Source organism: Aphanothece microscopica RSMan92, assembly GCF_046613545.2.
GTDB lineage: Bacteria > Cyanobacteriota > Cyanobacteriia > PCC-6307 > Cyanobiaceae > NIES-981.
In genome coordinates, this window is record NZ_JBKKKY020000005.1 from 42,780 (window position 1) to 64,987 (window position 22,208).

General features: G+C 66.7%; 23 protein-coding genes. 19 read left to right on the top strand and 4 right to left on the bottom strand.

Annotated features, from left to right (window positions below; translation table 11 throughout):
* The first annotated feature begins 61 nt into the window (after positions 1 to 61).
* The 6 genes from secE (at position 62) to rplL (ending at position 3,833) form a co-directional block, all read left to right on the top strand.
* Positions 62 to 346: a preprotein translocase subunit SecE gene (gene secE / locus ACLD7X_RS02525; RefSeq protein ID WP_411421887.1), complete on the top strand. Its 285-nt coding sequence runs from the start codon at positions 62 to 64 to the stop codon at positions 344 to 346.
* 127 nt (positions 347 to 473) lie between these two features.
* Positions 474 to 1,094: a transcription termination/antitermination protein NusG gene (gene nusG / locus ACLD7X_RS02530; protein ID WP_411421924.1), complete on the top strand. Its 621-nt coding sequence runs from the start codon at positions 474 to 476 to the stop codon at positions 1,092 to 1,094.
* Between the two features lie 105 nt (positions 1,095 to 1,199).
* The gene (rplK, locus tag ACLD7X_RS02535; RefSeq protein WP_087068222.1) at positions 1,200 to 1,625 is read left to right on the top strand and encodes a 50S ribosomal protein L11; all 426 of its coding nucleotides are present in this window, start codon (positions 1,200 to 1,202) and stop codon (positions 1,623 to 1,625) included.
* 95 nt (positions 1,626 to 1,720) lie between these two features.
* The gene (gene rplA, locus ACLD7X_RS02540; RefSeq protein ID WP_411421888.1) at positions 1,721 to 2,428 is read left to right on the top strand and encodes a 50S ribosomal protein L1; all 708 of its coding nucleotides are present in this window, start codon (positions 1,721 to 1,723) and stop codon (positions 2,426 to 2,428) included.
* 402 nt (positions 2,429 to 2,830) lie between these two features.
* Complete coding sequence (rplJ, locus tag ACLD7X_RS02545) at positions 2,831 to 3,364, top strand: 50S ribosomal protein L10 (protein WP_411421889.1); 534 nt, start codon at positions 2,831 to 2,833, stop codon at positions 3,362 to 3,364.
* 82 nt (positions 3,365 to 3,446) lie between these two features.
* A complete protein-coding gene (gene rplL / locus ACLD7X_RS02550; protein ID WP_411421890.1) occupies positions 3,447 to 3,833 on the top strand; it encodes a 50S ribosomal protein L7/L12 in 387 nt (128 codons plus the stop codon).
* 340 nt (positions 3,834 to 4,173) lie between these two features.
* On the opposite strand, the gene ACLD7X_RS02555 is transcribed toward rplL, so the two are convergent.
* Positions 4,174 to 5,007 (bottom strand): DUF3747 domain-containing protein, encoded by an 834-nt coding sequence (locus tag ACLD7X_RS02555; protein WP_411421891.1) that lies wholly within the window; start codon positions 5,005 to 5,007, stop codon positions 4,174 to 4,176.
* A 73-nt stretch (positions 5,008 to 5,080) separates the two neighbouring features.
* On the opposite strand from ACLD7X_RS02555, the gene ACLD7X_RS02560 reads away from it, so the two are divergent.
* The 12 genes from ACLD7X_RS02560 (at position 5,081) to ACLD7X_RS02615 (ending at position 18,763) form a co-directional block, all read left to right on the top strand.
* Positions 5,081 to 5,905 (top strand): ribonuclease H family protein, encoded by an 825-nt coding sequence (locus ACLD7X_RS02560; RefSeq protein WP_411421892.1) that lies wholly within the window; start codon positions 5,081 to 5,083, stop codon positions 5,903 to 5,905.
* Positions 5,906 to 5,914: 9 nt separating this feature from the next.
* A complete protein-coding gene (locus ACLD7X_RS02565) occupies positions 5,915 to 7,105 on the top strand; it encodes a quinone-dependent dihydroorotate dehydrogenase (protein WP_411421893.1) in 1,191 nt (396 codons plus the stop codon).
* 39 nt (positions 7,106 to 7,144) lie between these two features.
* Positions 7,145 to 8,026 (top strand): type IV pilus biogenesis protein PilM, encoded by an 882-nt coding sequence (locus ACLD7X_RS02570; protein WP_425625049.1) that lies wholly within the window; start codon positions 7,145 to 7,147, stop codon positions 8,024 to 8,026.
* Positions 8,023 to 8,730 (top strand): PilN domain-containing protein, encoded by a 708-nt coding sequence (locus ACLD7X_RS02575; RefSeq protein WP_411421895.1) that lies wholly within the window; start codon positions 8,023 to 8,025, stop codon positions 8,728 to 8,730. Before ACLD7X_RS02570 ends, ACLD7X_RS02575 begins: the two co-directional genes overlap by 4 nt.
* Complete coding sequence (locus tag ACLD7X_RS02580; RefSeq protein ID WP_411421896.1) at positions 8,727 to 9,464, top strand: hypothetical protein; 738 nt, start codon at positions 8,727 to 8,729, stop codon at positions 9,462 to 9,464. The genes ACLD7X_RS02575 and ACLD7X_RS02580 overlap by 4 nt, the downstream gene beginning before the upstream one ends.
* Before the next feature lie 100 nt (positions 9,465 to 9,564).
* On the top strand, positions 9,565 to 11,991 hold the full coding sequence (locus ACLD7X_RS02585) for a type II secretion system protein GspD (protein WP_411421897.1): 2,427 nt from the start codon (positions 9,565 to 9,567) through the stop codon (positions 11,989 to 11,991).
* Positions 11,992 to 12,060: 69 nt separating this feature from the next.
* Positions 12,061 to 12,957 carry a DUF4115 domain-containing protein gene (locus ACLD7X_RS02590; RefSeq protein WP_411421898.1) on the top strand — a complete coding sequence of 299 codons (897 nt, stop codon included), beginning with the start codon at positions 12,061 to 12,063 and terminating at the stop codon, positions 12,955 to 12,957.
* Positions 12,958 to 13,159: 202 nt separating this feature from the next.
* A complete protein-coding gene (locus tag ACLD7X_RS02595; RefSeq protein WP_412007151.1) occupies positions 13,160 to 14,551 on the top strand; it encodes a nucleotide sugar dehydrogenase in 1,392 nt (463 codons plus the stop codon).
* A 4-nt stretch (positions 14,552 to 14,555) separates the two neighbouring features.
* Positions 14,556 to 15,503 (top strand): UDP-glucuronic acid decarboxylase family protein, encoded by a 948-nt coding sequence (locus ACLD7X_RS02600; protein ID WP_411421900.1) that lies wholly within the window; start codon positions 14,556 to 14,558, stop codon positions 15,501 to 15,503.
* Positions 15,500 to 16,519 carry an NAD-dependent epimerase/dehydratase family protein gene (locus ACLD7X_RS02605; protein ID WP_411421901.1) on the top strand — a complete coding sequence of 340 codons (1,020 nt, stop codon included), beginning with the start codon at positions 15,500 to 15,502 and terminating at the stop codon, positions 16,517 to 16,519. Before ACLD7X_RS02600 ends, ACLD7X_RS02605 begins: the two co-directional genes overlap by 4 nt.
* Positions 16,520 to 16,566: 47 nt before the next feature.
* On the top strand, positions 16,567 to 17,895 hold the full coding sequence (hisS, locus tag ACLD7X_RS02610) for a histidine--tRNA ligase (protein WP_411421902.1): 1,329 nt from the start codon (positions 16,567 to 16,569) through the stop codon (positions 17,893 to 17,895).
* 37 nt (positions 17,896 to 17,932) lie between these two features.
* On the top strand, positions 17,933 to 18,763 hold the full coding sequence (locus ACLD7X_RS02615; RefSeq protein WP_411421903.1) for an LpxI family protein: 831 nt from the start codon (positions 17,933 to 17,935) through the stop codon (positions 18,761 to 18,763).
* Here the strand turns inward: ACLD7X_RS02615 and hisB are convergent, their stop codons facing one another.
* The 3 genes from hisB to ACLD7X_RS02630 all read right to left on the bottom strand — a co-directional run bounded on the left by hisB (position 18,764) and on the right by ACLD7X_RS02630 (position 20,793).
* Positions 18,764 to 19,381 carry an imidazoleglycerol-phosphate dehydratase HisB gene (gene hisB, locus ACLD7X_RS02620; protein ID WP_411421904.1) on the bottom strand — a complete coding sequence of 206 codons (618 nt, stop codon included), beginning with the start codon at positions 19,379 to 19,381 and terminating at the stop codon, positions 18,764 to 18,766.
* 148 nt (positions 19,382 to 19,529) lie between these two features.
* Positions 19,530 to 20,402, bottom strand: coding sequence for a nuclear transport factor 2 family protein (locus tag ACLD7X_RS02625; RefSeq protein ID WP_411421905.1), 873 nt, complete (start codon positions 20,400 to 20,402; stop codon positions 19,530 to 19,532).
* 241 nt (positions 20,403 to 20,643) lie between these two features.
* Positions 20,644 to 20,793 carry a hypothetical protein gene (locus ACLD7X_RS02630; RefSeq protein ID WP_425625053.1) on the bottom strand — a complete coding sequence of 50 codons (150 nt, stop codon included), beginning with the start codon at positions 20,791 to 20,793 and terminating at the stop codon, positions 20,644 to 20,646.
* Here ACLD7X_RS02630 and ACLD7X_RS02635 point away from each other — a divergent pair.
* Positions 20,725 to 22,194: a GMC family oxidoreductase gene (locus ACLD7X_RS02635; RefSeq protein WP_425625052.1), complete on the top strand. Its 1,470-nt coding sequence runs from the start codon at positions 20,725 to 20,727 to the stop codon at positions 22,192 to 22,194. The genes ACLD7X_RS02630 and ACLD7X_RS02635 overlap by 69 nt on opposite strands.
* The last annotated feature ends 14 nt before the right edge of the window (positions 22,195 to 22,208 follow it).

The window sequence follows — 22,208 nt, forward strand, 5'->3', positions numbered from 1 at the left end:
GTGGTCGTTTGCCGAGACGCGCGGATTCCCGCGTGCGCCAGCGCCCGGGGTTTCCGAAGTGGTGTCCGATCCCATCCCTGCTGAATCCAACCGCTCCGAGGACCGCTCGGAGCTGTCTTCTGGAGCCGATCCCGTGGCCGGGGGGGCTGCCCCCTCGGAGGCCCCCCCGGCTTCCGGCGGGTTCGGCGCCGCCACCCTGGGTGAGTTGCGCAAGGTGGTCTGGCCCAGCCGTCAGCAGCTGTTCAGTGAGTCGGTGGCGGTGATCCTGATGGTGGGGCTCTCGGCCGCGGCGATTGCCGCCATCGACCGCTTCTACGGCTGGGCTGCCTCCCAGATCTTCGGCTGAAGAACGTTCCACGTTCACCGATTCCCTCTCCATCTCCCTGAGCAACCCAACCCTGAGCACCGTGTCCGAGATCCTGTCCGAGAGCCAAGTCGACATCGCCGAGATCGGCGCCGAGGTGTCCACGGAGCTGTCCGGCGAAGCCGGCCAGGATCAGCCTGCGGGCGACCAGCCTGGGGAGAAGCGTCAGGTCGCCCGCTGGTATGCCGTGCAGGTGGCCTCCAGCTGTGAGAAGAAGGTGAAGGCCACGCTGGAGCAGCGGGCCGTGACCCTCGGGGTCGACAACCGCATCCTCGAGATCGAGATTCCCCAGACCCCCGGGGTGAAACTCAAGAAGGACGGCAGCCGTCAGAGCACCGAGGAGAAGGTCTTCCCCGGCTACGTGCTGGTGCGGATGGTCCTCGATGAGGACACGATGATGGCGGTGCGCAGCACCCCGAACGTGATCAACTTCGTGGGTGCCGAGGAGCGGCGTGCCACGGCCCGGGCCCGGGGCCACATCAAGCCCCGCCCCCTGAGCCGGCAGGAAGTCGACCGCATCTTCAAGCGTGCCGCCGAGAAGAAGCCCGTGGTCAAGGTCGACCTGGCGGAGGGGGATCAGATCCTCGTGACTGCGGGTCCGTTCAAGGACTTCCAGGGCGAGGTCATCGAGGTGTCCGGCGAGCGCAACAAGCTCAAGGCCCTGCTCTCCATCTTCGGCCGCGAAACACCGGTGGAACTGGAGTTCTCCCAGATCAGCAAGCAGAGCTAGGCCTTCGGCCCCGGCTCAGCGGCCGTCTCCCTGCGGAGGGCGGCCGTTCCTTCACCGCCTCCCTCAGCGGAGGTGATCCGCAGACCCGCCCAGTAGTTCGAGACGATGGCCAAGAAAGTCGTAGCCGTGATCAAGCTGGCCCTCCAGGCCGGCAAAGCCAACCCGGCGCCACCGGTGGGCCCCGCCCTCGGTCAGCACGGCGTCAACATCATGGCGTTCTGCAAGGAGTACAACGCCCGCACGCAGGACAAGGCCGGTTACGTGATCCCGGTGGAGATCTCGGTCTTCGAAGACCGCAGCTTCACCTTCATCACCAAGACCCCCCCCGCTTCCGTGCTGATCTCCAAGGCAGCCGGGATCGAGAAGGGTGCCGCCACCTCCGCCAAGGGTTCCGTGGGTGCCATCAGCCGCGCCCAGCTCGAGGAGATCGCCAAGACCAAGCTGCCCGACCTCAACTGCACCAGCGTGGAGTCGGCCATGCGCATCATCGAAGGCACCGCCCGCAACATGGGCGTCGCCGTCAACGACTGAACCGTTCCATTCCCATCACCGGGGGAGATCCAGCCAGCCGCCCGCGGCGCCCAGCGCCCCTTGCCGCCCTGCATCGCCCGCACCCCATCACCGCCATGCCCAAAGTTTCCAAGCGTTTTTCCGCCCTCGAGGCCAAGGTCGCCGAGCGCGCCTACGAGCCCCTGGAGGCCATCGAACTGGTGAAGGCGAACGCCAACGCCAAGTTCGATGAGACCATCGAGGCCCACGTGCGTCTCGGGATCGATCCCAAGTACACCGACCAGCAGCTGCGCACCACCGTGGCCCTGCCCCACGGCACCGGTCAGAGCATCCGCATCGCCGTGATCGCCCGTGGTGAGGCGGTGGCTGCCGCCAAGGCCGCCGGAGCCGACCTCGCCGGCGATGACGAGCTGGTCGAGCAGATCGCCGGTGGCGCGATGGACTTCGACCTGCTGATCGCCACCCCGGACATGATGCCCAAGGTGGCCAAGCTCGGCCGGGTGCTCGGTCCCCGCGGCCTGATGCCCAACCCCAAGGCCGGCACCGTGACCACCGACCTGGCCGGCGCCATCAGTGAGTTCAAGGCCGGCAAACTCGAGTTCCGCGCCGACCGCACCGGCATCGTGCACGTGCGCTTCGGCAAGGCCAGCTTCGAGCCCGCCAAGCTGCTCGACAATCTCAAGGCCCTGCAGGAGACGATCGACAGGAACAAGCCCAGTGGCGCCAAGGGCCGTTACTGGCGTTCCCTGTACGTGACCTCCACCATGGGTCCGTCGGTGCAGGTCGACTTCTCGGCGCTGCAGGACCTCAAGCAGGAGTCCTGAGGCCGGCACCGGTTCCGACCTCCCGCTCCTCCGCAGGGCCGGCCTTCCCACCGAAGGCCGGCTTTTTCATGGCAGGGCGAGCGGGGCGGAGGGGAACGCTGCCGGGATGGTGATGGTCTAAGGTCTTGGTCTGGCTTCTGCCAGAAGGGCACGCGCCCTACCCCAGACAGCAGGTTGGTGAGGATCAGCCGGTTCGCCGGTCGACCCCTGCCATAAGCCCTGCCGAGGTGAACGCGACAGGTTTCAGCCCCCGGCTCTCCAGCGGAACTGCTCCGCCGGACGCTCGGATCGGGTCCGGAGCATGCAGCGGCCTCGAGTTGTCAGGCGGTGATTCCCTGGAATCTCCCTGACAGCCGTCCAGGGCCGCGTACCCGGCTTGTTCCCCCGATCCGATCCTTTCCTATGGGCCGCACGCTGGAGAACAAGCAACAGATCGTCGACGAGCTCAAGGGGCTCCTCGGCGAGGCCGAACTGGCGCTGGTCCTTGATTTCAAGGGCCTCTCCATCAAGGAAATGACTGATCTGCGGACCCGTCTGCAGGCCAGCAACGGCGTGTGCAAGGTGACCAAAAACACCTTGATGCGTCGGGCCATTGATGGCAACAGCGCCTGGTCGGATCTCGATTCCCTCCTCACCGGCACCAACGCCTTCGTGCTCGTCAAGGGCGACGTGGGTGGTGCGGTGAAGGCCGTGCAGTCCTTCCAGAAGGACACGAAGAAGTCGGAGACGAAGGGCGGTCTTTTCGAAGGCAAGCTCCTCTCCCAGTCCGACATCAAGGCCATCGGAGATCTGCCCTCCAAGGAGGTGCTCATGGCCCAGATCGCTGGTGCGATCAACGCCGTGGCCACCAAGCTGGCCGTGGGCATCAACGAGGTTCCTTCCGGTCTCGCTCGGGCGCTCCAGCAGCACGCCGATGGCAAGGGTCAGGCCTCCTGAGGTCTGCCCAGGCGCCATCCCCGTGCCTTGCGAGCTCAACCGATCCGACTGTCCAACACAGATCTGTTGCTGATTCCCAACCATGTCTGCTACTACCGACCAAATTCTCGAACAGCTGAAAACCCTCTCCCTGCTTGAGGCTTCCGAGCTCGTCAAGCAGATCGAAGAGGCCTTCGGTGTCTCCGCCGCCGCTTCCGCCGGCGTCGTCATGGCTGCTCCCGCCGCTGGTGGGGCTGCCGAGGTCGCCGAAGAACAGACCGAATTCGACGTGATCCTCGAGGGATTCGAAGATTCGGCCAAGATCAAGGTGCTCAAGGCCGTCCGCGAGGCCACCGGCCTCGGCCTCGGTGAAGCCAAGGCCCTGGTGGAAGCCGCTCCCAAGGCGGTCAAGGAGGGCATCGCCAAGGCCGATGCCGAGGCTCTCAAGAAGACCCTCGAAGAGGTCGGCGGCAAGGTGTCGATCAAGTGATCGCTCCGGGGTGGCCCCGTGCCGCCCCCGCGCTTGTGCCTCTCCTCGACAGCCGGCCCCTGGGCCGGCTTTTTTGTTGGCGCTCCCTGCCCACGCCGATCCGGGGCTCTGCAGCCAAGGAGCATGCAGCCAAGAAAAAAGCCCCGCCGAAGGCGGGGCTGGAAGTTGGAACGGTCTTCAGGAGTCTGTCCTCGTTTCGACCCTGAAGAGTCGTCCCTCACTCCTCACACTCCAGAACCTTAGGGAGGCCATCAGTCGGGGAGATGGGAGCTGGGACACTCTCGCAACTGGGCTTGGGCCGAAGGGGCTGCTGGCCAGCAAGCCCTCCTGGGGGCGGTGCTCAGGGGCGGTAGGGAACGACCTGCAGGGCGATCACGCCGGTTTCAGCCGAGAGCCGCGATCCTGAGCTCTCCGGCGAGGTCCTGGAGGTCAATCCCCGCCGCGGGCGGTCGAGGCTGGCCAGGGTTCTGCTGCCGGGGCGATCGATGGAGGGTGGCGGCGGTACGGCGGGCATCGCCAGGGTGTCACCGCCGCCCCGGGCCCGGGCCAGGAGCACCGGCAGGGGCTCGGCATGGGCCATGTAGAGATGGCGCAGGGCTTCCTCCCCATAGGTGCGGCGCTGGAAGCTCCAGCCGGGCGCCAGGGTGAGCTCCGCCAGGCCCGAGGCTGGGGCGGGGCCACTGGCCACGGGAATCAGGGTCGACTGCTGGGGGTTGCTGGCCATCAGCTGCAGGCGCCCGTTCGCCTGTTCGACCCGCAGCCGCCAGGGATTGGCCAGGTCGGTGTCGGCTGCCCGCAGGGAATAGGCGCTGCTGGAGAGGTACCGGCCGCAGACCCCTTCGGGAACATCGGTGTCGTAGGTGATGACGGTCCCGTCGGGAAAGCGCCGCCAACAGGGCGGCTCAGGCTGGAGTTGCTCCAGGACGATCAGATTCCAGCGGTTGCCGGCGAGGGGCTGGGCCAGGGCGATCGCCTGACCCTCGGCGATCGGTTGGCTGCCGAAGAGGCCGGAGGCCTGCACCCGTTCAGCCGATACCGTGCCGAGCACGGCGGCCGTGGCGCCGACGCAGCCGGCCACCACGGCCAGATAGGTTCGAAGCTGAATGCGGTTGTGGCTGGGGTTGTGGCTGCGGCTGGGACTGGGCTGGCGACTGATCGCACGCCTGAAGGGCATGGCTGCGCTCCTGCCCTGCGGGGCACGACAGTGGTTCAGAGAGCCTGTCTAGCGAACTTTTCTGGAGTGTCCAGTGGCGGATGAGCCGGTCAGAGTTGTGGCGGCGGCCTGTGACGGCGCCTGCAGCGGCAATCCCGGCCCCGGCGGGTGGGGAGCGCTGCTGCGGTTCGAGGACGGTTCCGTCCATGAGATGGGGGGGGCGGAGGCCGCCACCACCAACAACCGCATGGAGCTGACCGCGGCCCTGGCGGTGCTCGAAGCCCTGCGGGACCTCCCCCGCCACCCTGATCTGGCGATCCGCACCGACAGCCGCTACCTGATCGACGGGCTGGGCAAGTGGATCCAGGGCTGGAAGCGCAAGGGCTGGCGCACGGCTTCCGGTGGGCCGGTGCTGAACCGGGACCTCTGGGAGCAGCTGGATCGCGCCCGCCTCCGCGACGTGCCGCTGCGCCATGTGAAGGGGCACAGCGGCGATCCCGACAATGAGCGCTGCGACGCCATCGCGGTCGCCTTTTCCCGCGGCCGCATTCCGCCGCTGGTGGCCGGGGAGGTGCTGGCCACTGCAAGGCTGGAGGCTGACGTGCCCCCGGCGGGTGGGTCCCTGGCGGGTGGGCCCCCGGCGGACGCCGGTGGGCCGTCAATCTCCCAGGATCAGATCTTCGACGCGGCGCCGGCACCCCTGCAGCGCCTGCTCAGCCGCCTTGAGCTGGCGGATCGGCTGGCGGCGGAGGGTTACGGGCTCACCCTGGTGGAGCTGGCCCAGCTGGTGGAGCAGCCCCTGCGCAGCCTGGAACGCCGCACCGCTGCCTGGACCTGGCGGGACTGGCGGGTCGAGCCCCTGGCGGAGGGCCGCTGGCGGCTGCGGCGTGGCACGTCAGGATTGGTCGAGCAGGACTGAGCGGCTGTGATGGGGGATGCCGGTGGAGACGGGAGTTCGCGGCAGGAGGCTGCCACCGGCACGCTCTACACCCGCTTCGTCGGCCCTCTGCTGGCGAAGGATGCCGGCGCCGATGCCGAGCAGCTCAGCCAGCTGACGCTCGCGGCCCTGGGCCAGGCGGCGTTGCGCCGCCACTGGCCGCTGGTCAGTGGTGCCCTGGAAGGACTGGGCGGTGAGCTGGGCCATCGCGACCCCCGTCTCGCGCAGAGTCTGTTCGGCTGCCGTTTCAGCAACCCGGTCGGTCTGGCCGCCGGTTTCGACAAGGACGGCGTGGCCGCGGCGATCTGGCACCTGTTCGGCTTCGGCTTCGCCGAGCTGGGCACGATCACCTGGCACCCCCAGCCCGGGAATCCACGGCCGCGCCTGTTCCGACTGGCCCAGGAGCGGGCGGCGCTCAACCGGATGGGTTTCAACAACCGGGGGGCCCAGGCGGCGCGCCGCACCCTCGAGCGGCAGCGCATGCCTGCGCCCGGTCAGCGGCCTGCGGTGCTCGGTATCAACCTCGGCAAGTCCCGGCTCACGGCCCTGGAGCAGGCTCCCGACGATTACGCGGCCTCGCTGGAGCTGCTGGCTCCCCTGGCGGACTATGCCGTGATCAACGTCAGCTCACCCAACACCCCCGGGCTGCGTGATCTGCAGGACGAAGTCCTGCTGCGCCGGCTGGTGGAACGGCTGCGTCGCCTGCCGGCCTGTCCCCCGCTGCTGGTCAAGATCGCCCCCGATCTGGAGGACGACGCGATCGATGCCATCGCCCGGATGGCCTACGAGGAGGGCCTGGCCGGGGTGATCGCGGTGAACACCAGCCTCGACCGGCTGGGCCTGGAGGATCGACGGCTGCTGCAGACCGGCAGAACCCTGGCGGAGGAAGCCGGCGGACTCAGTGGGGCACCGCTGCGAGCCCGGGCACTGGAGGTGCTGCGCCGGTTGCGGGCCACGGCGGGGCCGGCCCTGCCGCTCATCGGCGTGGGCGGGATCGACTCCCCCCAGGCGGCATGGGAGCGCATCACGGCAGGCGCCTCGCTGGTGCAGCTCTACACCGGCTGGATCTACGAAGGCCCCACCCTGGTGCCGCGCATCCTGGAGGGACTCGGCCGCCAGCTGGACCGCCATGGTCTGGGCCACCTCGGACAGGCGGTCGGCAGTGGGCTGGCCTGGCGATGAAAGTTCGGTAGCTTTTCCAGGACTGCAGCGGTCGGGAACTTGGTGCTGGCTGGGATCAAGGAGCGGTGGCGATCTGTACGGGCCGAGCTGTTTCCGAAGCTGGTGTTGCTCGATCTGAGTGACGCCATGGTCCTCACGGGCCAGGCCTTCAAGCCGGGGGGGGCCGATTCACCGGTCTGGACCGCGCCGGTGCCGGCCCGCACGGTCCGCTCCGGGGTCCCGATCGCGGCCGATGCCCTGGGTGATTTCATCGGTGACCTGCTCCTCGAGCACAGCACCCCGGATGCCAGCCTGGCTGTCGCCCTGCCGCAGGCGGCCAGCCAGTGGCGGCTGATCGAGTGGCCAGCGGGGACCATCCCGGAGGATCCGGTGGAGGCTCTGCGGGAGATGAATCCCGACCTGCAGCTGCCGTTCCGCCTCGATGAGGCCTACATCGACATCCAGGACGTGCCAGCCAGCCCCTCGCGCTCAGTGCTGGTGGCGGCTCCCCGCGGCACCGTGGAGGCCTGGATCAACCTGTTCGCCATCGCCGGTGGCAGCCTGCGCCACCTCCTGCCTGCCCAGGCCGCCCGGATGGCCGGCCTTCGCGAGGCGATCGAGGCCTCACCCCCCGGCGGAATGGTCGCCCTCCTCCAGCCCCTGGCATCGCGCCACCAGCTGGAGGTCTGGGTGGATGGGGCCCCTGAATTCGAACGTAGTCTTCCCCTCGAATCCCAAGCTCTGGTGCCTGCCCTGACGCAGTCCATCACCTACTGCCAGGAGCGCTTCTCCCCCTCCTCCACCCGCCTGCTCCTGGCCCAGCCGTTCGAGGGCAGCGATGCGGTGGCCCAGGCCCTGGAGTTCCCGATCGAACCCGTCGATCTGGGGGGCTTCGGCTCCCTGGTGCTCAAGGGGCTCGCCGATGTGGAGTTGACGCGATGACCCTCTCGCCCTACGACCTCCTCCGTGAAAAACGCCAGGAGCTCGGCCTGGCGGAACCCGCCGTTGCCGAGTCGGCCATACGCCAGACCCTGTTCAAGGGCCTGGCGATCGGATCCACCCTGGTGGGTCTGGCCCTGGGGGTCACGGCCCTGCTGTTCCTGCGTGGCGTGATGGTGCAGGCCGAGCTCGATCGGTTGGCCACGGTGGAAGCCGAAGTGGAGCAGTATCAGAGCCGGCTCGATGCCCAGAAAGCGAAGCTCGCCCAGGTGACCGGTGCGAACAAGCAGCTCGTCGAAGGCCTGATCGCCGTGCGCTCCGGTTCCGCCCTGTTGCGGGATCTGCAGCTGCGGATTCCCGAGGGGATCCAGCTCACCGATGCCCAGGAGCAGGGAGGGACCACCATGGTGCTCAAGGGGCTGGCCCAGGAGCCCAAGGCCTTTGAGCGGATCAACGCGCTCCAGCTCGAGCTGAAGCGCTCTCCCCTCCTCGACACCAACCAGGGGGCCCGGCTGGTGAAGGCCAGCCGTGATCGCACCGACACCCAGCAGGGCAAGGTCTTCGTTCCCCCGGTCGCCTTCGAGTTGCAGGTGGCCTTCCGGAAGGAGATTCCCCCCGCCTCCGAGAAGCTGATCCTCGAGCAGCTCGGATCCGAAGGTCTGTCCCGTCGCTTTGACCTGCTCCAGAAGGAGGGTTTGTTGCCATGACCAATCTTCAGGCTGCGGCTGACAGCCAGCGCGAGACTCTGCGTCAGCGCCTCCTGCTCGGTGTCCCCATCGGCGTCGGTGTGCTCCTTGCCGGCGTGGTGGTTGGCACCCTCGGCGTTCCCCAGTGGCTGCGTTTGCAGAGCGACTCCGAGCGCCTGGCCGAGCTCCAGGCCCTGCAGGCCCGGATCCCCCTGCTGCGCAGCCAGCTGGCCAAATCCGCCGCCGACCAGGAGGACGCCGAGCGGAAGCAACGCAAGATCCTTTCCCTGATCCAGGGCAGTGGCGAGTTCCTCACCTTCCTGGCCCAGGTCGATCGCGAGGCAGGCCGCAGCGGCATTCAGCTCGAGCTCTACGAACCCGTGGTGGCCCCGCCGCCGGCCGCCCAACAGCCCTCCCAGGGCCAGGCCAACCAGGCTCCACCTCCGAAGCTGCCGCCTCTGGAGGAGGCTGGACTCGCCTCCGAGAAGGTGCTGCTCACTGCCCGTGGCCCCTACCCAAGCCTGCTGGCCTTCGTGCGTTCGGTGGAAAAGCTCAGCCTGTTGGTGGAGCCCAGCCAGTTCGCCATGGCTCTGGTCGAGGTGCCTGCGCCCCCAGGAACCCCATCAGCCGGGGCGGCACAGGTCAAGCTCACCCAGCCGGAGCTCAAGTTGCTGCTCACCTACTACAAGGCTCCCAAGGATGGCCTCAAACCGCCAGCGCCGCCCACCCCGCCGCCGGCGCCGAAGCAGGGCTGATCAGGAACTGTCCGTAGCTCTGGTGTTCCCAAAATCTGATCGGTAATATCCCGCCAGGCACCGCATCTGTGCATTGGGACGGCTTAACAGGGCGAAACTGATGGGCGTGGCGCTGGCAGGAGGGGTGCTCAGCACCTCCTTGCTGGGAGTCGCGAGCGACGCGGCTCCCCGCTCCTCATCACCCGGCTCGAGTACGGTCCGTACCCCGGAAGTCTCCGGCGCCGTTCAACTCAAGGTGAGGCGCCTGCCCGATTCCGTGGAGCTCGTGATCGAGGGCACCGGAATCTCTCCCCAGCTCCAGCAATCCAGCAACGGCCCCGGTTGGCAGGGTCAGGTGTTCACCGCCACTCCGACCGCCCTGAAGGCAGGCCCGCAGCGGCTGTCACTGCCTGAGGTGGGGATCCAGGGGATCAGCTTCGACGGTGGTGGTGGCAGCTTCACGCTTGGCGTCACCCCCATGCCGGGCGTGACCCTGGCCAGGCCGGTGGTGAGCGCCGATGGTGAGAATCTGATCCTCTCCTTCCCCTCCCCCGTCCCCCAGGCCTCCCTGCAGGTCAACCGGGTCAGCCTGGCCCAGCCCGGGGCTGTGCCGTTGCCGAGCTACGCCCCTCCGCTTCAGCCCCGGGCCGTGGCCCCGCCCCTCGGTGACATGGCCGTGGGCACCATGACGCTGCGCAACCCGGGCTACGTCAATGTCTCCGGCCCGCCGGTGACGATGACGCTGAAGAACGCTCCTGCGAAGGATGCCTTGATGGCCCTGGCCCAACTCGGCGGGTATGGCTTTGCCTATGTGGAAGAGTCGGGGGACGGCGGTTCACGGGGCGCTGGAGGCAGCAGCGGCACCCAGCCGATCTCGGTGGCGTTTCGAGGCGAGAGCTACGCCCGTGCCATCAACACCACCCTCCTGGCGGCGGGTCTGCAGGGCAAGCTCGAGGGAAGCATGATCTTTGCGGGGCCTACGGCTCTCTCGAAGAGCTTCGGCGCCCAGGTCTCCAAGGTCTACCGCCTCAACCAGGTGGGCCCCAACGCCGCAGCTGATTACCTGGCCAACCTGGGGGCTTCTGTCACCAAGACCAACACGATCACCACCTCGGTGACCCAGGGTGTGACCCAGGGTGATGCGATCTCCTCGGCATCCAGTGCCCAGACCACCCAGGCCAGCAGCACCACCACGGTGGAGGCCTACGGCGCTTCCACCGGCCCTCTGCTTGGCCTGCGTGCTACCACGGACACCCGGCTGGGCACGATCACGATGGTGGGCGATCCTGCCGTGGTCGGGATTGCGGAGCAGTATCTGCGCCAGCTGGATCTGCGCCAGCGCCAGGTGGCGCTCAATGTCAAGATTCTTGACGTTGAGCTGAATAACACTACTGAGATTGACAATTCCTTTGCCTTCCGCTTTGGTAACAACCTGATCGTCAACGACAGCGGCCAGCTGCTGGGCGCCTTCGGCCGTTATCTGCCGGCTGACAGTGATTCCTTCAATCAGCAAGAGACGTTCTCCAGGAGTTCATCCGATTCTCTCAGCATCACCCGAGGCTTGGATCGGGGGCTAACCCGCAACCAGCTCAGTGAGATCAACCAAGAGCTGACTACTGAGACGGGTTCTGAACTGGTCCAACAGGATGATGGACAGTTTGTGGTTGTGCCGAGCAGTAATTCGATTGATGTCAACTCGGATCGGTTCCAAAGAAGCGTCGAGCGGATTTTGTCTCGTACCTTGGGCCGTAATGTTCAGACCACCTCCAATTCCACTTCCAACTTCAGCGGCTCACGACGCGTCAATCCGGGTCAAAGTTATCCTTCCGACAGCTTCTACGATTTCCTCAGGGCCCAGATTGTTTCGGGCTCTACAAAGGTGATTGCCAGCCCCACGCTGATTCTTTCGGAAAATCCCGCTGAAATCAGGAGGGATAGTGGCGGCTCTGATTCAAATGATGAGGGCGGACTGGACTCCTACTCAATTGACTCTCCGATCGGCCGCAGACGAGCCAATGAAGGGGTGGTGCGTGTCGGCACGAACGTGCCCACCGAAGTTGATTCTACGACGAACAACAATGCCGGCACCAATACCTGTTCAATTTCCGAGTTGACCACCGCGGGCCTGGTGCTGGGGGCCAGAGTTGAGAAGATCGACGACAATGGATTCGTCACGTTTGCTCTCTCCCCCAGTGTCTCGGCCGTCGTTGACACCATTCCGTCCGGATTGGGTTGTCCGCCGATTTCGATCCTCAACGTTCGCCGCTTGGACAGCGGAGCGCTCCGCGTTCGCGATGGTCAAACGTTGATTCTCACCGGTGTGATTTCCGAGGTTGACCGGCAAGAGGTCAGCAAGTGGCCGATCCTTGGCGATATCCCTCTCATCGGTCAGTTCTTCCGTAGTACATCTGGCGGTAAGGAAAAGCGTGAGCTCGTCATCATGGTGACCCCGCGGATCATCAATGATGAGCAGGGAGGGGTCTATGGTTACGGCTACCAACCGGGCACCCGTCAAGTTCGAGATTTCCTCGGCACGGGTTCTTACTGACTGAGATCCAGGGCCCCACCTGCCGCTTCGTTCCGTTCGTCCGCATCTGCCCTCCTGGGCCAATCTCCCATGGAGCCTTTCCCGACACCAGGTCAGCCTGAGGCCGCGTCGGGCTCGACTGGTGAATCGATCGAGGCACTGGAGCAGCAGCTGACCCGCGCCCAGGCGGAACTGGCCGAATACCAGGCCATGCTCGACGAGCTGCCGGCCATCTACGAGACGAAATTCCGCCATCAACTCCAGGTCCTGGCCCAGGACATCCGCCGCCTGATGGATGAGCGGCGCGCGCTTCAGGAGCAGCTCGCCGCAACCCTGCCGGCCGCAGAACCCCAGCCAGCGCTGCCTCCGGCAACGACCGACCTGGCTGCGGTGCCGACCCCGCCACGGCGGCCACGCTCCCTTCGTCTCAAGCGCTGGCGTCGTGGTCTGCGCCGCCGCTGGGAGACCATCCGGGCGGCTGCAGCGCATCTCCCCTCCAGCGTCGCGCCCCCCCGCTGGCCGACCCTCCCTCTTCCGCGTCGCGGTCGTCTGCCGCTGCTGGTGCTCGGGACGGTGGGGGGTGTGGCGCTGCTGGTCGTGCTGGCGGACGTCGGACTGCGGCGTCTGAAGGCCCCCACGCAGGCCCCCGGACCATCGCTGCGGCCCTCGACGGCGGTGCCTGCCGCCAATCCCTCCACGCCGCGGCGAGCTGATCAGGATCTTCTGCTGCGTGCCCGCGGCGAATCCTGGGTTCAGGTGGAAAAGCTCGACGGGGAGGTGGTGTACACCAACACCCTGCAGGAGGGCGATCTGCAGCGGATTCGGCTGCGGGATGGCCTGAAGGTACGCTCCGGCCGTCCGGACCTGCTGGACGTGGCCGTGGGGGAGGGGCCCTATGAGGTGCTCAACCCGATCAGCAACCTCGACTGGAGGACCTTTCTTCCCTCCCCGATCCCCCCGGTCAGCCAGCCCGAGGGGCCGGGCTGACCAGACCGGCCGACGTCAGGTCTGGCTGGGGCAACCGTGATGAGGAGCATGGCCCTGCCAACTCTTGTTGATCCCAGCTGACGCGTCTTGGATCACAGCCGACGCGCCTGCGAGTCGAGCTGATCCAGAACTCCCGCTGGTGGCCTGTCAGGGAAGGGCCGCCTCAGCCGTCTTACCTTTCCTGCACCCGCCTGGACCGTGCTTGACGACGGCCGTCTCCGCTCCGCTGCCCCAACGCATCTGCTGCATCGGCGCGGGCTATGTGGGCGGACCCACCATGGCCGTGATCGCCGATCGCTGCCCCGCCATCACGGTCACCGTCGTTGACCTGAACGCCGCGCGGATCGCGGCCTGGAACGATCCGGATCTGAGCCGCCTGCCGGTCTATGAGCCCGGGCTCGATCAGGTGGTGGGGCGTTGCCGTGGCCGCAACCTCTTCTTTTCCACCGCGGTGGAGGAGGCCATCGCCGCGGCCGACATGGTCTTCCTCTCGGTGAACACCCCCACCAAGACCAGGGGGCTCGGCGCCGGCCAGGCCAGCGACCTCAAGTGGGTCGAGGCCAGTGCCCGCACCGTGGCCAAGGCGGCCCAGGGCCACACGATCGTGGTGGAGAAGAGCACCCTGCCGGTGCGGACGGCCGAGGCCGTCAAGGCGATCCTGGGCGCCGGCGTGGCCGGCAAGAGTTTCTCGGTGCTCTCCAACCCCGAATTCCTGGCGGAGGGCACGGCGATCGGGGATCTGGAGCACCCCGATCGGGTGCTGATCGGTGGCGATGATCCCGCCGCCATCGACGTGCTCGCGGCGGTCTATGCCCACTGGGTGTCCCCGGAGCGCATCCTGCGCACCAACCTCTGGAGCAGTGAGCTCAGCAAGCTCACGGCCAATGCCTTCCTGGCCCAGCGGATCAGCTCGATCAACGGCATCGCCGCCTTCTGCGAGGCCACCGGCGCCGACGTGCGGGAGGTGGCGCGCGCGATCGGGGCCGACAGCCGGATCGGGCCGAAGTTCCTTCAGGCCGGCCCTGGCTTCGGTGGCAGCTGCTTCCAGAAGGACATCCTCAACCTCGTCTACCTCTGCCGTCATTACGGCCTCGAGGAGGTGGCGGCGTACTGGGAGCAGGTGGTGCGGCTCAACACCTGGCAGCAGCACCGCATCGCCCGGCTGGTGGTGACCCGGCTGTTCGGCACCGTGACGGGGAAGCGGCTCGCCATCCTGGGCTTCGCCTTCAAGGCCGACACCAACGACACCCGCGAATCCCCGGCAATCCGCATCGCCCGGGATCTGCTCGAGGAGGGCGCCCAGCTGATGATCGTCGACCCGAAGGTCAGTGAGCGCCAGATCGGCCTCGACCTCGGCCAGCCGGCCGGTGAGGGGGAAGGCAGCTGGCGTCTGGTGGCCTCGGTGGAGGCGGCGGCGCTGGGGGCCGATGCCCTGCTGCTGCTCACCGAGTGGGAGCAGTTCGCGGCGCTGGACTGGATGGCCATTGCTGCGGTGATGCGCCAGCCGGCCTGGCTCTTCGATGCCCGCGGCCGGGCCGACGAGGCGGCCGCCCGGGCGGCGGGCCTCAATGTCTGGCGCATCGGGCAGGGCTGAGGCGGTGCCGGCCTCCCTCCCGCGCAATCTGATCACGGGAGGGGCCGGCTTTCTGGGCTCCCATCTGGTCGATCGGCTGATGGAAGCCGGCGAGGAGGTGCTCTGCCTCGACAACTACTTCACCGGGCGGAAGGCCAACATCGCCCGCTGGATCGGCCACCCCCGCTTTGAGCTGATCCGCCATGACGTGACCGAGCCGATCCAGCTGGAGGTGGATCGCATCTGGCACCTGGCCTGTCCCGCCTCTCCGGTGCACTACCAGCACAACCCGATCAAGACGGCCAAGACCAGCTTCCTGGGCACCTACAACATGCTCGGCCTGGCCCGCCGGGTGGGCGCACGCCTGCTGCTCGCCAGCACCAGTGAGGTGTACGGCGATCCGGAGGTGCACCCCCAGCCGGAGGACTACCGCGGCTGCGTCAACACCATCGGCCCCCGCAGCTGCTACGACGAGGGCAAACGCATCGCCGAGACCCTCTGCTTCGATTACCACCGCATGCATGGCACGGAGATCCGCGTGGCGCGCATCTTCAACACCTACGGACCTCGCATGCTCCCCGATGACGGCCGGGTGGTGAGCAACTTCATCGTGCAGGCCCTGCGCGGCAAGCCCCTGACCCTCTACGGCGACGGCGAGCAGACCCGCTCCTTCTGTTACGTGGACGATCTGGTGGAGGGGCTGATCAGGCTGATGAACGGCACCCACACCGGCCCGATGAACGTCGGCAACCCTGGGGAATTCACCATCCGCCAGCTGGCCGAGCTGGTGCGTGACCGGATCAACCCGGAGCTGCAGTTCGTCTTCGAGCCCCTGCCCCAGGATGATCCGCTGCAACGGCAACCATGGATTGAGCTGGCCCGCCGGGAGCTGGGCTGGGAGCCCTCGGTGCCCCTGGAGCAGGGACTGGAGGCCACCATCGCCTGGTTTCGCACCAGCCTTCCAGCGGCATGAGTGCCCCGGTGCTGGTGACCGGGGCCGCTGGCTTCATCGGCGCGGCGGTCTGCCGCCGCCTGCTGGAGCAGGGCGAGTCGGTGCTGGGTCTCGACAACCTCAACGCCTACTACGACCCGGCTCTCAAGCAGGCACGCCTGGCCCGCCTGGAGGCCACGGCGGCCCCGGGCCAGTGGACCTTCCGCCACCAGGCGGTGGAGGACGGGGCCTCCCTCCTGGCGCTGTTTGAGCAGCGGCAACCCGACCGGGTGGTGCATCTGGCCGCCCAGGCAGGGGTCCGCCACTCGATCGAGAACCCGCAGGCCTACCTCCAGAGCAACCTGCTGGGCTTCGGCACCGTGCTGGAGGCCTGCCGCCACCATGGCGTCCGGCACCTCGTCTATGCCTCCAGCAGCTCGGTGTACGGCGGCAACACCAACCTGCCGTTCTCCGAGGCGCAGGCTGTCAACCATCCGGTGAGCCTCTACGCCGCCACCAAGAAGGCCAACGAGCTGATGGCCCACAGCTACAGCCACCTCTATGGCCTGCCGGCGACGGGCCTGCGGTTCTTCACCGTGTATGGGCCCTGGGGCCGCCCTGACATGGCGCCGATGCTCTTCGCCCGGGCCATCCAGGCGGGGGAGCCGATCCGGGTGTTCAACCACGGCCACATGCGGCGCGATTTCACCTTCATCGATGACATCGTCGAGGGGGTCATCCGCTGCCTGGAGAAGCCGGCCACGGCGAATCCGGCGTTCCAGGCGGTGTCCCCGGATCCGGCCACCAGCTGGGCACCCCACCGGATCTTCAACATCGGCAACAGCCAGCCGGTGGCGCTGCTGCACTTCATCGACGTGCTCGAGCGGGCCCTGGGACGGACGGCCATCAAGGATTTCCAGCCCATGCAGCCCGGCGACGTGGCGGCGACGGCGGCCGACACGGCCCTGCTCGAGGCCTGGGTGGGGTTCAGGCCATCCACCCCGCTGGAGCAGGGTGTGGAGCGCTTTGCGCGCTGGTACCGCGATTACCACGCCTGAGGGGCCCACGCCGCCAGGCAGACTCAGCCCATTCGCTTGCACAGGGATTGGCGTCGCTGCAGAGCTTGCGGGGCATGGTGGACCTGCTGCCGGAGCAGACTCCCCTGTGGCAGCACGTGGAGGCTGTGACAGCGGAGCATTTCCGCCGCTCCGTGGTGCGGGAGATCCGCACGCCGCTGCTGGAGGTGACCGAGCTGTTCGCCCGCGGCATCGGCGAGGCCACCGACGTGGTGGGCAAGGAGATGTACACCTTCCGCGACCGGGGAGAACGCAGCTGCACCCTGCGCCCGGAAGGCACGGCCTCGGTGGTGCGGGCCGCCATTCAGCACGGCCTGCTCAGCCAGGGGCCGCAGCGGCTCTGGTACGGCGGCCCGATGTTCCGCTACGAGCGGCCCCAGGCCGGCCGGCAGCGCCAGTTCCACCAGATCGGCCTGGAGCTGCTCGGCTTCGCCGATCCCCGCAGTGACGTGGAGGCGATCGCCATCGCCTGGGATCTGCTCGCCGGCCTGGAGGTGGGCGGCCTGGCGCTGGAGCTCAACACGCTCGGCAGCCCGGATGACCGGGCCCGTTACCGCAGCGAACTGGTGGCCTGGCTGGAGGCCCACCGCGATCAGCTCGATCCCGACTCCCAGCAGCGCATCAGCACCAATCCGCTGCGGGTTCTCGACTCCAAGGTGTCCGCCACCCAGGCCCTGCTCGAGGGGGCTCCCAGCCTCGCCGATGCCCTCAGCGGCGAGAGCCACGAACGCTTCTCGCGGGTGCGGCAGGGCCTCGAGGCGCTCGGCATTCCCTTCACGCTCAACCCCCGTCTGGTGCGCGGCCTCGACTACTACAGCCACACCGCCTTCGAGATCACCAGCAGCCAGCTGGGGTCCCAGGCCACCGTCTGCGGCGGTGGTCGCTACGACGGTCTGGTGCAGCAGCTCGGCGGCCCCCCCACCCCTGCCGTGGGCTGGGCCCTGGGGATGGAGCGCCTGGTGCTGCTGCTCGCCCAGAGGGCGGATGCCGCCGAGCTGGCACCCCAGCCCGTGGATCTCTATGTGATCAGCCGGGGGGAAGCTGCAGAAGCCCAGGCGCTGCCGCTGGCGCGCCTCTGCCGCCAGGCGGGTCTGCGGGTGGAACTGGATGCCAGTGGCGCGGCCTTCGGCAAGCAGTTCAAGCGGGCCGACCGCTCCGGCGCCCGCCATGCGGCGGTGATCGGAGAGGAGGAGGCCGCCGCCGGATTGGTCACGCTGCGGGCGCTGCGTGAAGCCGGTGAGGCCGCCTCCGACCGACGGCTGACGCCCCAGGAGCTGCTGCGGCAGCTCAGCCCGGACCCGATGACGACCGAGGACGTGTCCACTCCGGCCGGTCAGGGCCGGCTTGCGGGCAGTTGACTGCCCAAACCTTCCCGGGATCCAGAAGCCGGCCTAGATGGGTGACCCGACCCTCGCGATCATTGCCGGTGCCGGTGCACTCCCACGGATGCTCTCGCAGGCACTCAGCGCGGTGGGTCGTGCCCACCTGATCTGCACACCCCACGGACTCGATGTCGAACTGGAGGAGGCCGAGGAGTTCTACTTCGAGCGGTCGATCTCCTTTTTCCGTTCTCTCGAGAAGCGCGGCATCCGTCAGGTGGTGATGGTGGGGAAGTTCCATCGCCCCAGGGCGCTGAACATCATGCGCTTCGAGGGCTCCACCCTGTTGGCGGCTCCCCGGATTCTGGCGTCGCTCCGCAAGGGCGACGACGCCTCCCTGCGCTCCCTCGCCGAAATCATCGAGGAGCTGGGTCTGGAGGTGGTGGGCGTCGAGGAGGTGGCGCCCCACCTGCTGCCCGAGCCCGGCCTCTATGCCAGCCGTCTGCCCAGCGAGACCGACAGGGCCGACGTGGAACGGGCCGCCCACATCGTGGCAGCGATCTCGGGGGTGGATGTCGGCCAGGGCGCCGTGGTGGCGGGGGGGCTCTGCCTGGCCACAGAATCGCTGCCGGGTACTGACGCGATGCTCGACTGGGTGGCCTCGACCCGGGAGCATCCTGCCGACGGCTCTCGGTCGGGCGTGCTCTACAAGGCTCCCAAGATCCAGCAGGACCGGCGCATGGATCTGCCGGCCATCGGGCCGGTGACGGTGGCCAAGGCTGCTGCGGCAGGCCTGGCGGGCATCGCCTGGGAGGCCCGTGGGGCCCTGCTGCTCGACGCCGAACGCACGATGGCCGATGCCGAACGGCTCGGGCTGTTCCTCTGGGCCCGCCAGCCGATCCGCTGATCAGGCGCCGGCCTGCTCCAGCACCCCCTTGCTGCTGGGCACCTCTCCGCCGCGACGCGGATCGATCTCCGTGGCCATGCGCAGGGCTCGCGCAAAGGCCTTGAAACAGGCTTCCACGATGTGGTGAGAGTTGGCGCCGTCGAGCTGGCGGATGTGCAGGGTGAGTCCCGAGTTGTTCACCACGGCCACGAAGAACTCCTTCACCAGTTCGGTGTCGTAGCTGCCGATCTTCTGGGCGGGGATCTGCAGGTTGTAGCTGAGGTGGGGACGGCCGGAGCAGTCGAGCGCCACCTGCACCAGGGCCTCATCCAGGGGCGCCACGAAATGGCCGAAGCGGTGGATGCCGCGCCGGTCCCCCAGGGCCTGTGCCAGGGCCTGGCCCACGGCGATGCCCACATCTTCATTGGTGTGGTGATCATCGATGTGGGTATCCCCCTTGGCGCTGATCTCCAGGTCGACCAGGCCGTGGCTGGCGATCTGGTGCAGCATGTGGTCGAGGAACGGCACACCGGTGGCGGCGCGACACTGTCCGGAGCCGTCCAGCGCGATCGAGACGCTCACATCCGTTTCCCCGGTGACACGGTGAACCGAACCGGTGCGACAGGGAGAGGCGGACAAGCGGTGTGTTCCGGAGCTGAGCTTCAGGCAGCGTAGATCTCGGCAGGAAGCTCGCCACGTGCCACCAGCCGAACGCGGCGGTGATGACGCTGCGATCATCGTGCCGGCTGCCGGGCAGGCTCCCGAGAAGCTGCGGACAAGCCGCAGGTCAGGGGGAGCCTTGCTGGGCTTCCATCTGTCCAATCAGCACGATCAGATTTTCGTTGATGTAGGACGACACCACCCGTCCGAGTCCGTCCAGCAGGCATACCGTGACGCCTTGGTGGTGGATCGGCCGATGGCAGGGTTGCAGGGAAAAGAATGGCCGCACATGATCGGCAGTGAATTCCCAGCGATAGGCATTCACTTCATTGGAGCGCTTGGCATGGGTGATCTTGATGGAAACGTTCTCAAAGGCGCTCCAATAGGCTGCGAAGAATGCTTCGATCTGAGCTGAGGACGTAGCGGGTTCCAGCAGCAGGGGATGGTCCATCCTGCTCCACGGCACGAGGCTGTCGAAGCTCAGCGATCCAGAACTGGCGTACGGGAACTGGAAGCCACCGGCCAGGGAGGCTCCTGCCGCCTGATAGAGCCAGGAGAAGTCACGAACACCGAGGTCATGAATGATCTTCAGTGTGTCTTCGTTGGCAAGATTCTCCCGCAGCAGTGTTCCATCGGCACGGATCCAGCTCACCCCCTGGATGTCGAAGGGGTGCCCCGTAGCAGGCAGTGGCCCCCTGGGCGTACTGAGGGGCTTCTCTCCCGTGTGGGTGCCGGTACCGCGCCACAGGCCAAGGATGAGGTCATCGAAGCACCACTTGTGATGAACATCGAGGTGAACATCGGGGAACGCACCATGCAGCCCTGTGACCTCCTCCTCAAATCCTTTGGTGCCTTTGAAAACTTCAGGGTGGGTGGGAATCGTGAAGACAAAGTCTTCATCCATGATCTGGGGAATCACATCGATTTCGGCCAGATTCATGACACGCTTGTAATAGAGGCGGGCCAGTCTCCGGTTGCCTGCGGCGGGGTTGGAAGACATTCTGGAGCAATTCTGTATGCTCCATTATCGGGCTTCGGCAAGGGGGGCTCGGCCAGTACCGGATTTATTCACGATGTGTTGGGGCGCCCTGACAGCCTTCGTTGCGCTGAGCAACCGCCATGGTTGCGGCCGGCGATGATTGCTAGGTTGGCGTTGTGGCCCGGTGCTCAGCGCGGATGCCGTTCAGTCATCCAGTCCCGACATTTCCACATCTGTTCCGCGGCCTGTTCCGCAGCTTGCCTCAGGCCCGGTTGCCCCACTCCTGCAAGGTTCTTCCATGACCCAGCACATCGTTGTGGGTGCCGGTGCCAGCGGCTGCATCCTGGCCAGGCGACTCGTTGATGCCGGCCGACAGGTGCTGCTGATCGAGGCTGGGGAGATGCATCGGCATCCCAGCAACGTGGAGGATGTCGAGGGCTTCATCAATCTTTGGAATACTCGCTTCGACTGGGCCCTGCCCACGGTGCGACAGAAGGGATTGGCCAACCGCACGATCACGGTCAACCAGGGAAAGATCGTTGGGGGGAGTTCCGCGATCAACGCCATGATGTACGTGCGCTGCCATTCCAGTGATTACGAGCATCTGGAGCGCCGAGGGGGGCCGCGGTGGAGTCTGGATCGCACCCGCAGGGCTCTGTCCAGGATCGAGAACTACGTGGATGGCCCCCGTGAAGGTCGTTTCCAGAGCGGCCTGATGGAGGTGCGCGATTGTCCGGATCCGGCTTCCTATTCACCCGAATTCCAGCAGTCGGCGGCCGCACTCGGCTATGCCGCCGACGACTGGGACTACAACGGTCCCCGTCAGGAGAATGGTGCTGGCCCCCTCCAGTTCAACATCGATGGCCAGGGTCGACGCCACAGTGCTTTCAATGCCTATCTCGCTGAGATTCTGGATACACCGCTTCTCGAGGTGCGCCATGGTTGCGAGGCTCTCAGGATTGTTCTGGGGCCTGATGGTGGGGCGACAGGCGTGGACGTGCGCAACTCCCAGGGTGAGATCGAAACCCTGCGTTCCGAGCAGGAAATCATTCTCTGTGGAGGGGCGCTGCTGACACCGCTGCTGCTGCAGCGTTCCGGGATCGGTCCGACGCGCACGCTGGAGAAGGCTGGTGTGCCGCCGAAGGTGGAGTTGCCGGCCGTTGGGGAGCATCTGATGGATCATCTCCAGCTTCCTGTGATCTATCGGCTCAAGAAGGAGATACCCAATCCGAGGCTGCTCACGGGCAATGTCCTGTTTCTCAATCTCAATAACAACAGCCCTTCGGGGGCTCCTGATCTGCAACTGAATTTCACCCCCGCTGCCCCAAGGCCGTTGCAGCGCCTGCTGCCTCCCCTGGGTGGACCCGTGATGATCTTTCTGCCAATCCTTGTGCAGCCTGTCAGTGTCGGCAGAGTGCGCCTGGGAGCCAAGCAGCGAGTGGAACTCGATCCTCACTACCTGTCCCACCGCAAGGACGTGGAAGTGTTGATCAAGGCAGTGGAATTCTGCCGCCAGATGGTGAAGCAGCCCGGCCTGGAGGGCTTGGCGGGAGAACCGCTGCTCCCCGAGGACGCTGATCTGGAGGGCTATGTGCGTGGCAATGCCAGCACCCTCTGGCATCCTGTTGGAACCTGCAGACTGGGATCCGATCCAGAAGAGAGCGTTGTGGATAGCAGGCTGCAGGTGCATGGCATCGCCAACCTCCATGTGGCGGATGCCTCGGTGACTCCCTATGCCACGGCGGGCAACAATCATGTACCTACGATGGTCATCGCAGAGATGGCCGCTGAGCTTCTTCTAAGTGGTGATTAGCATTGCTTGGAAGG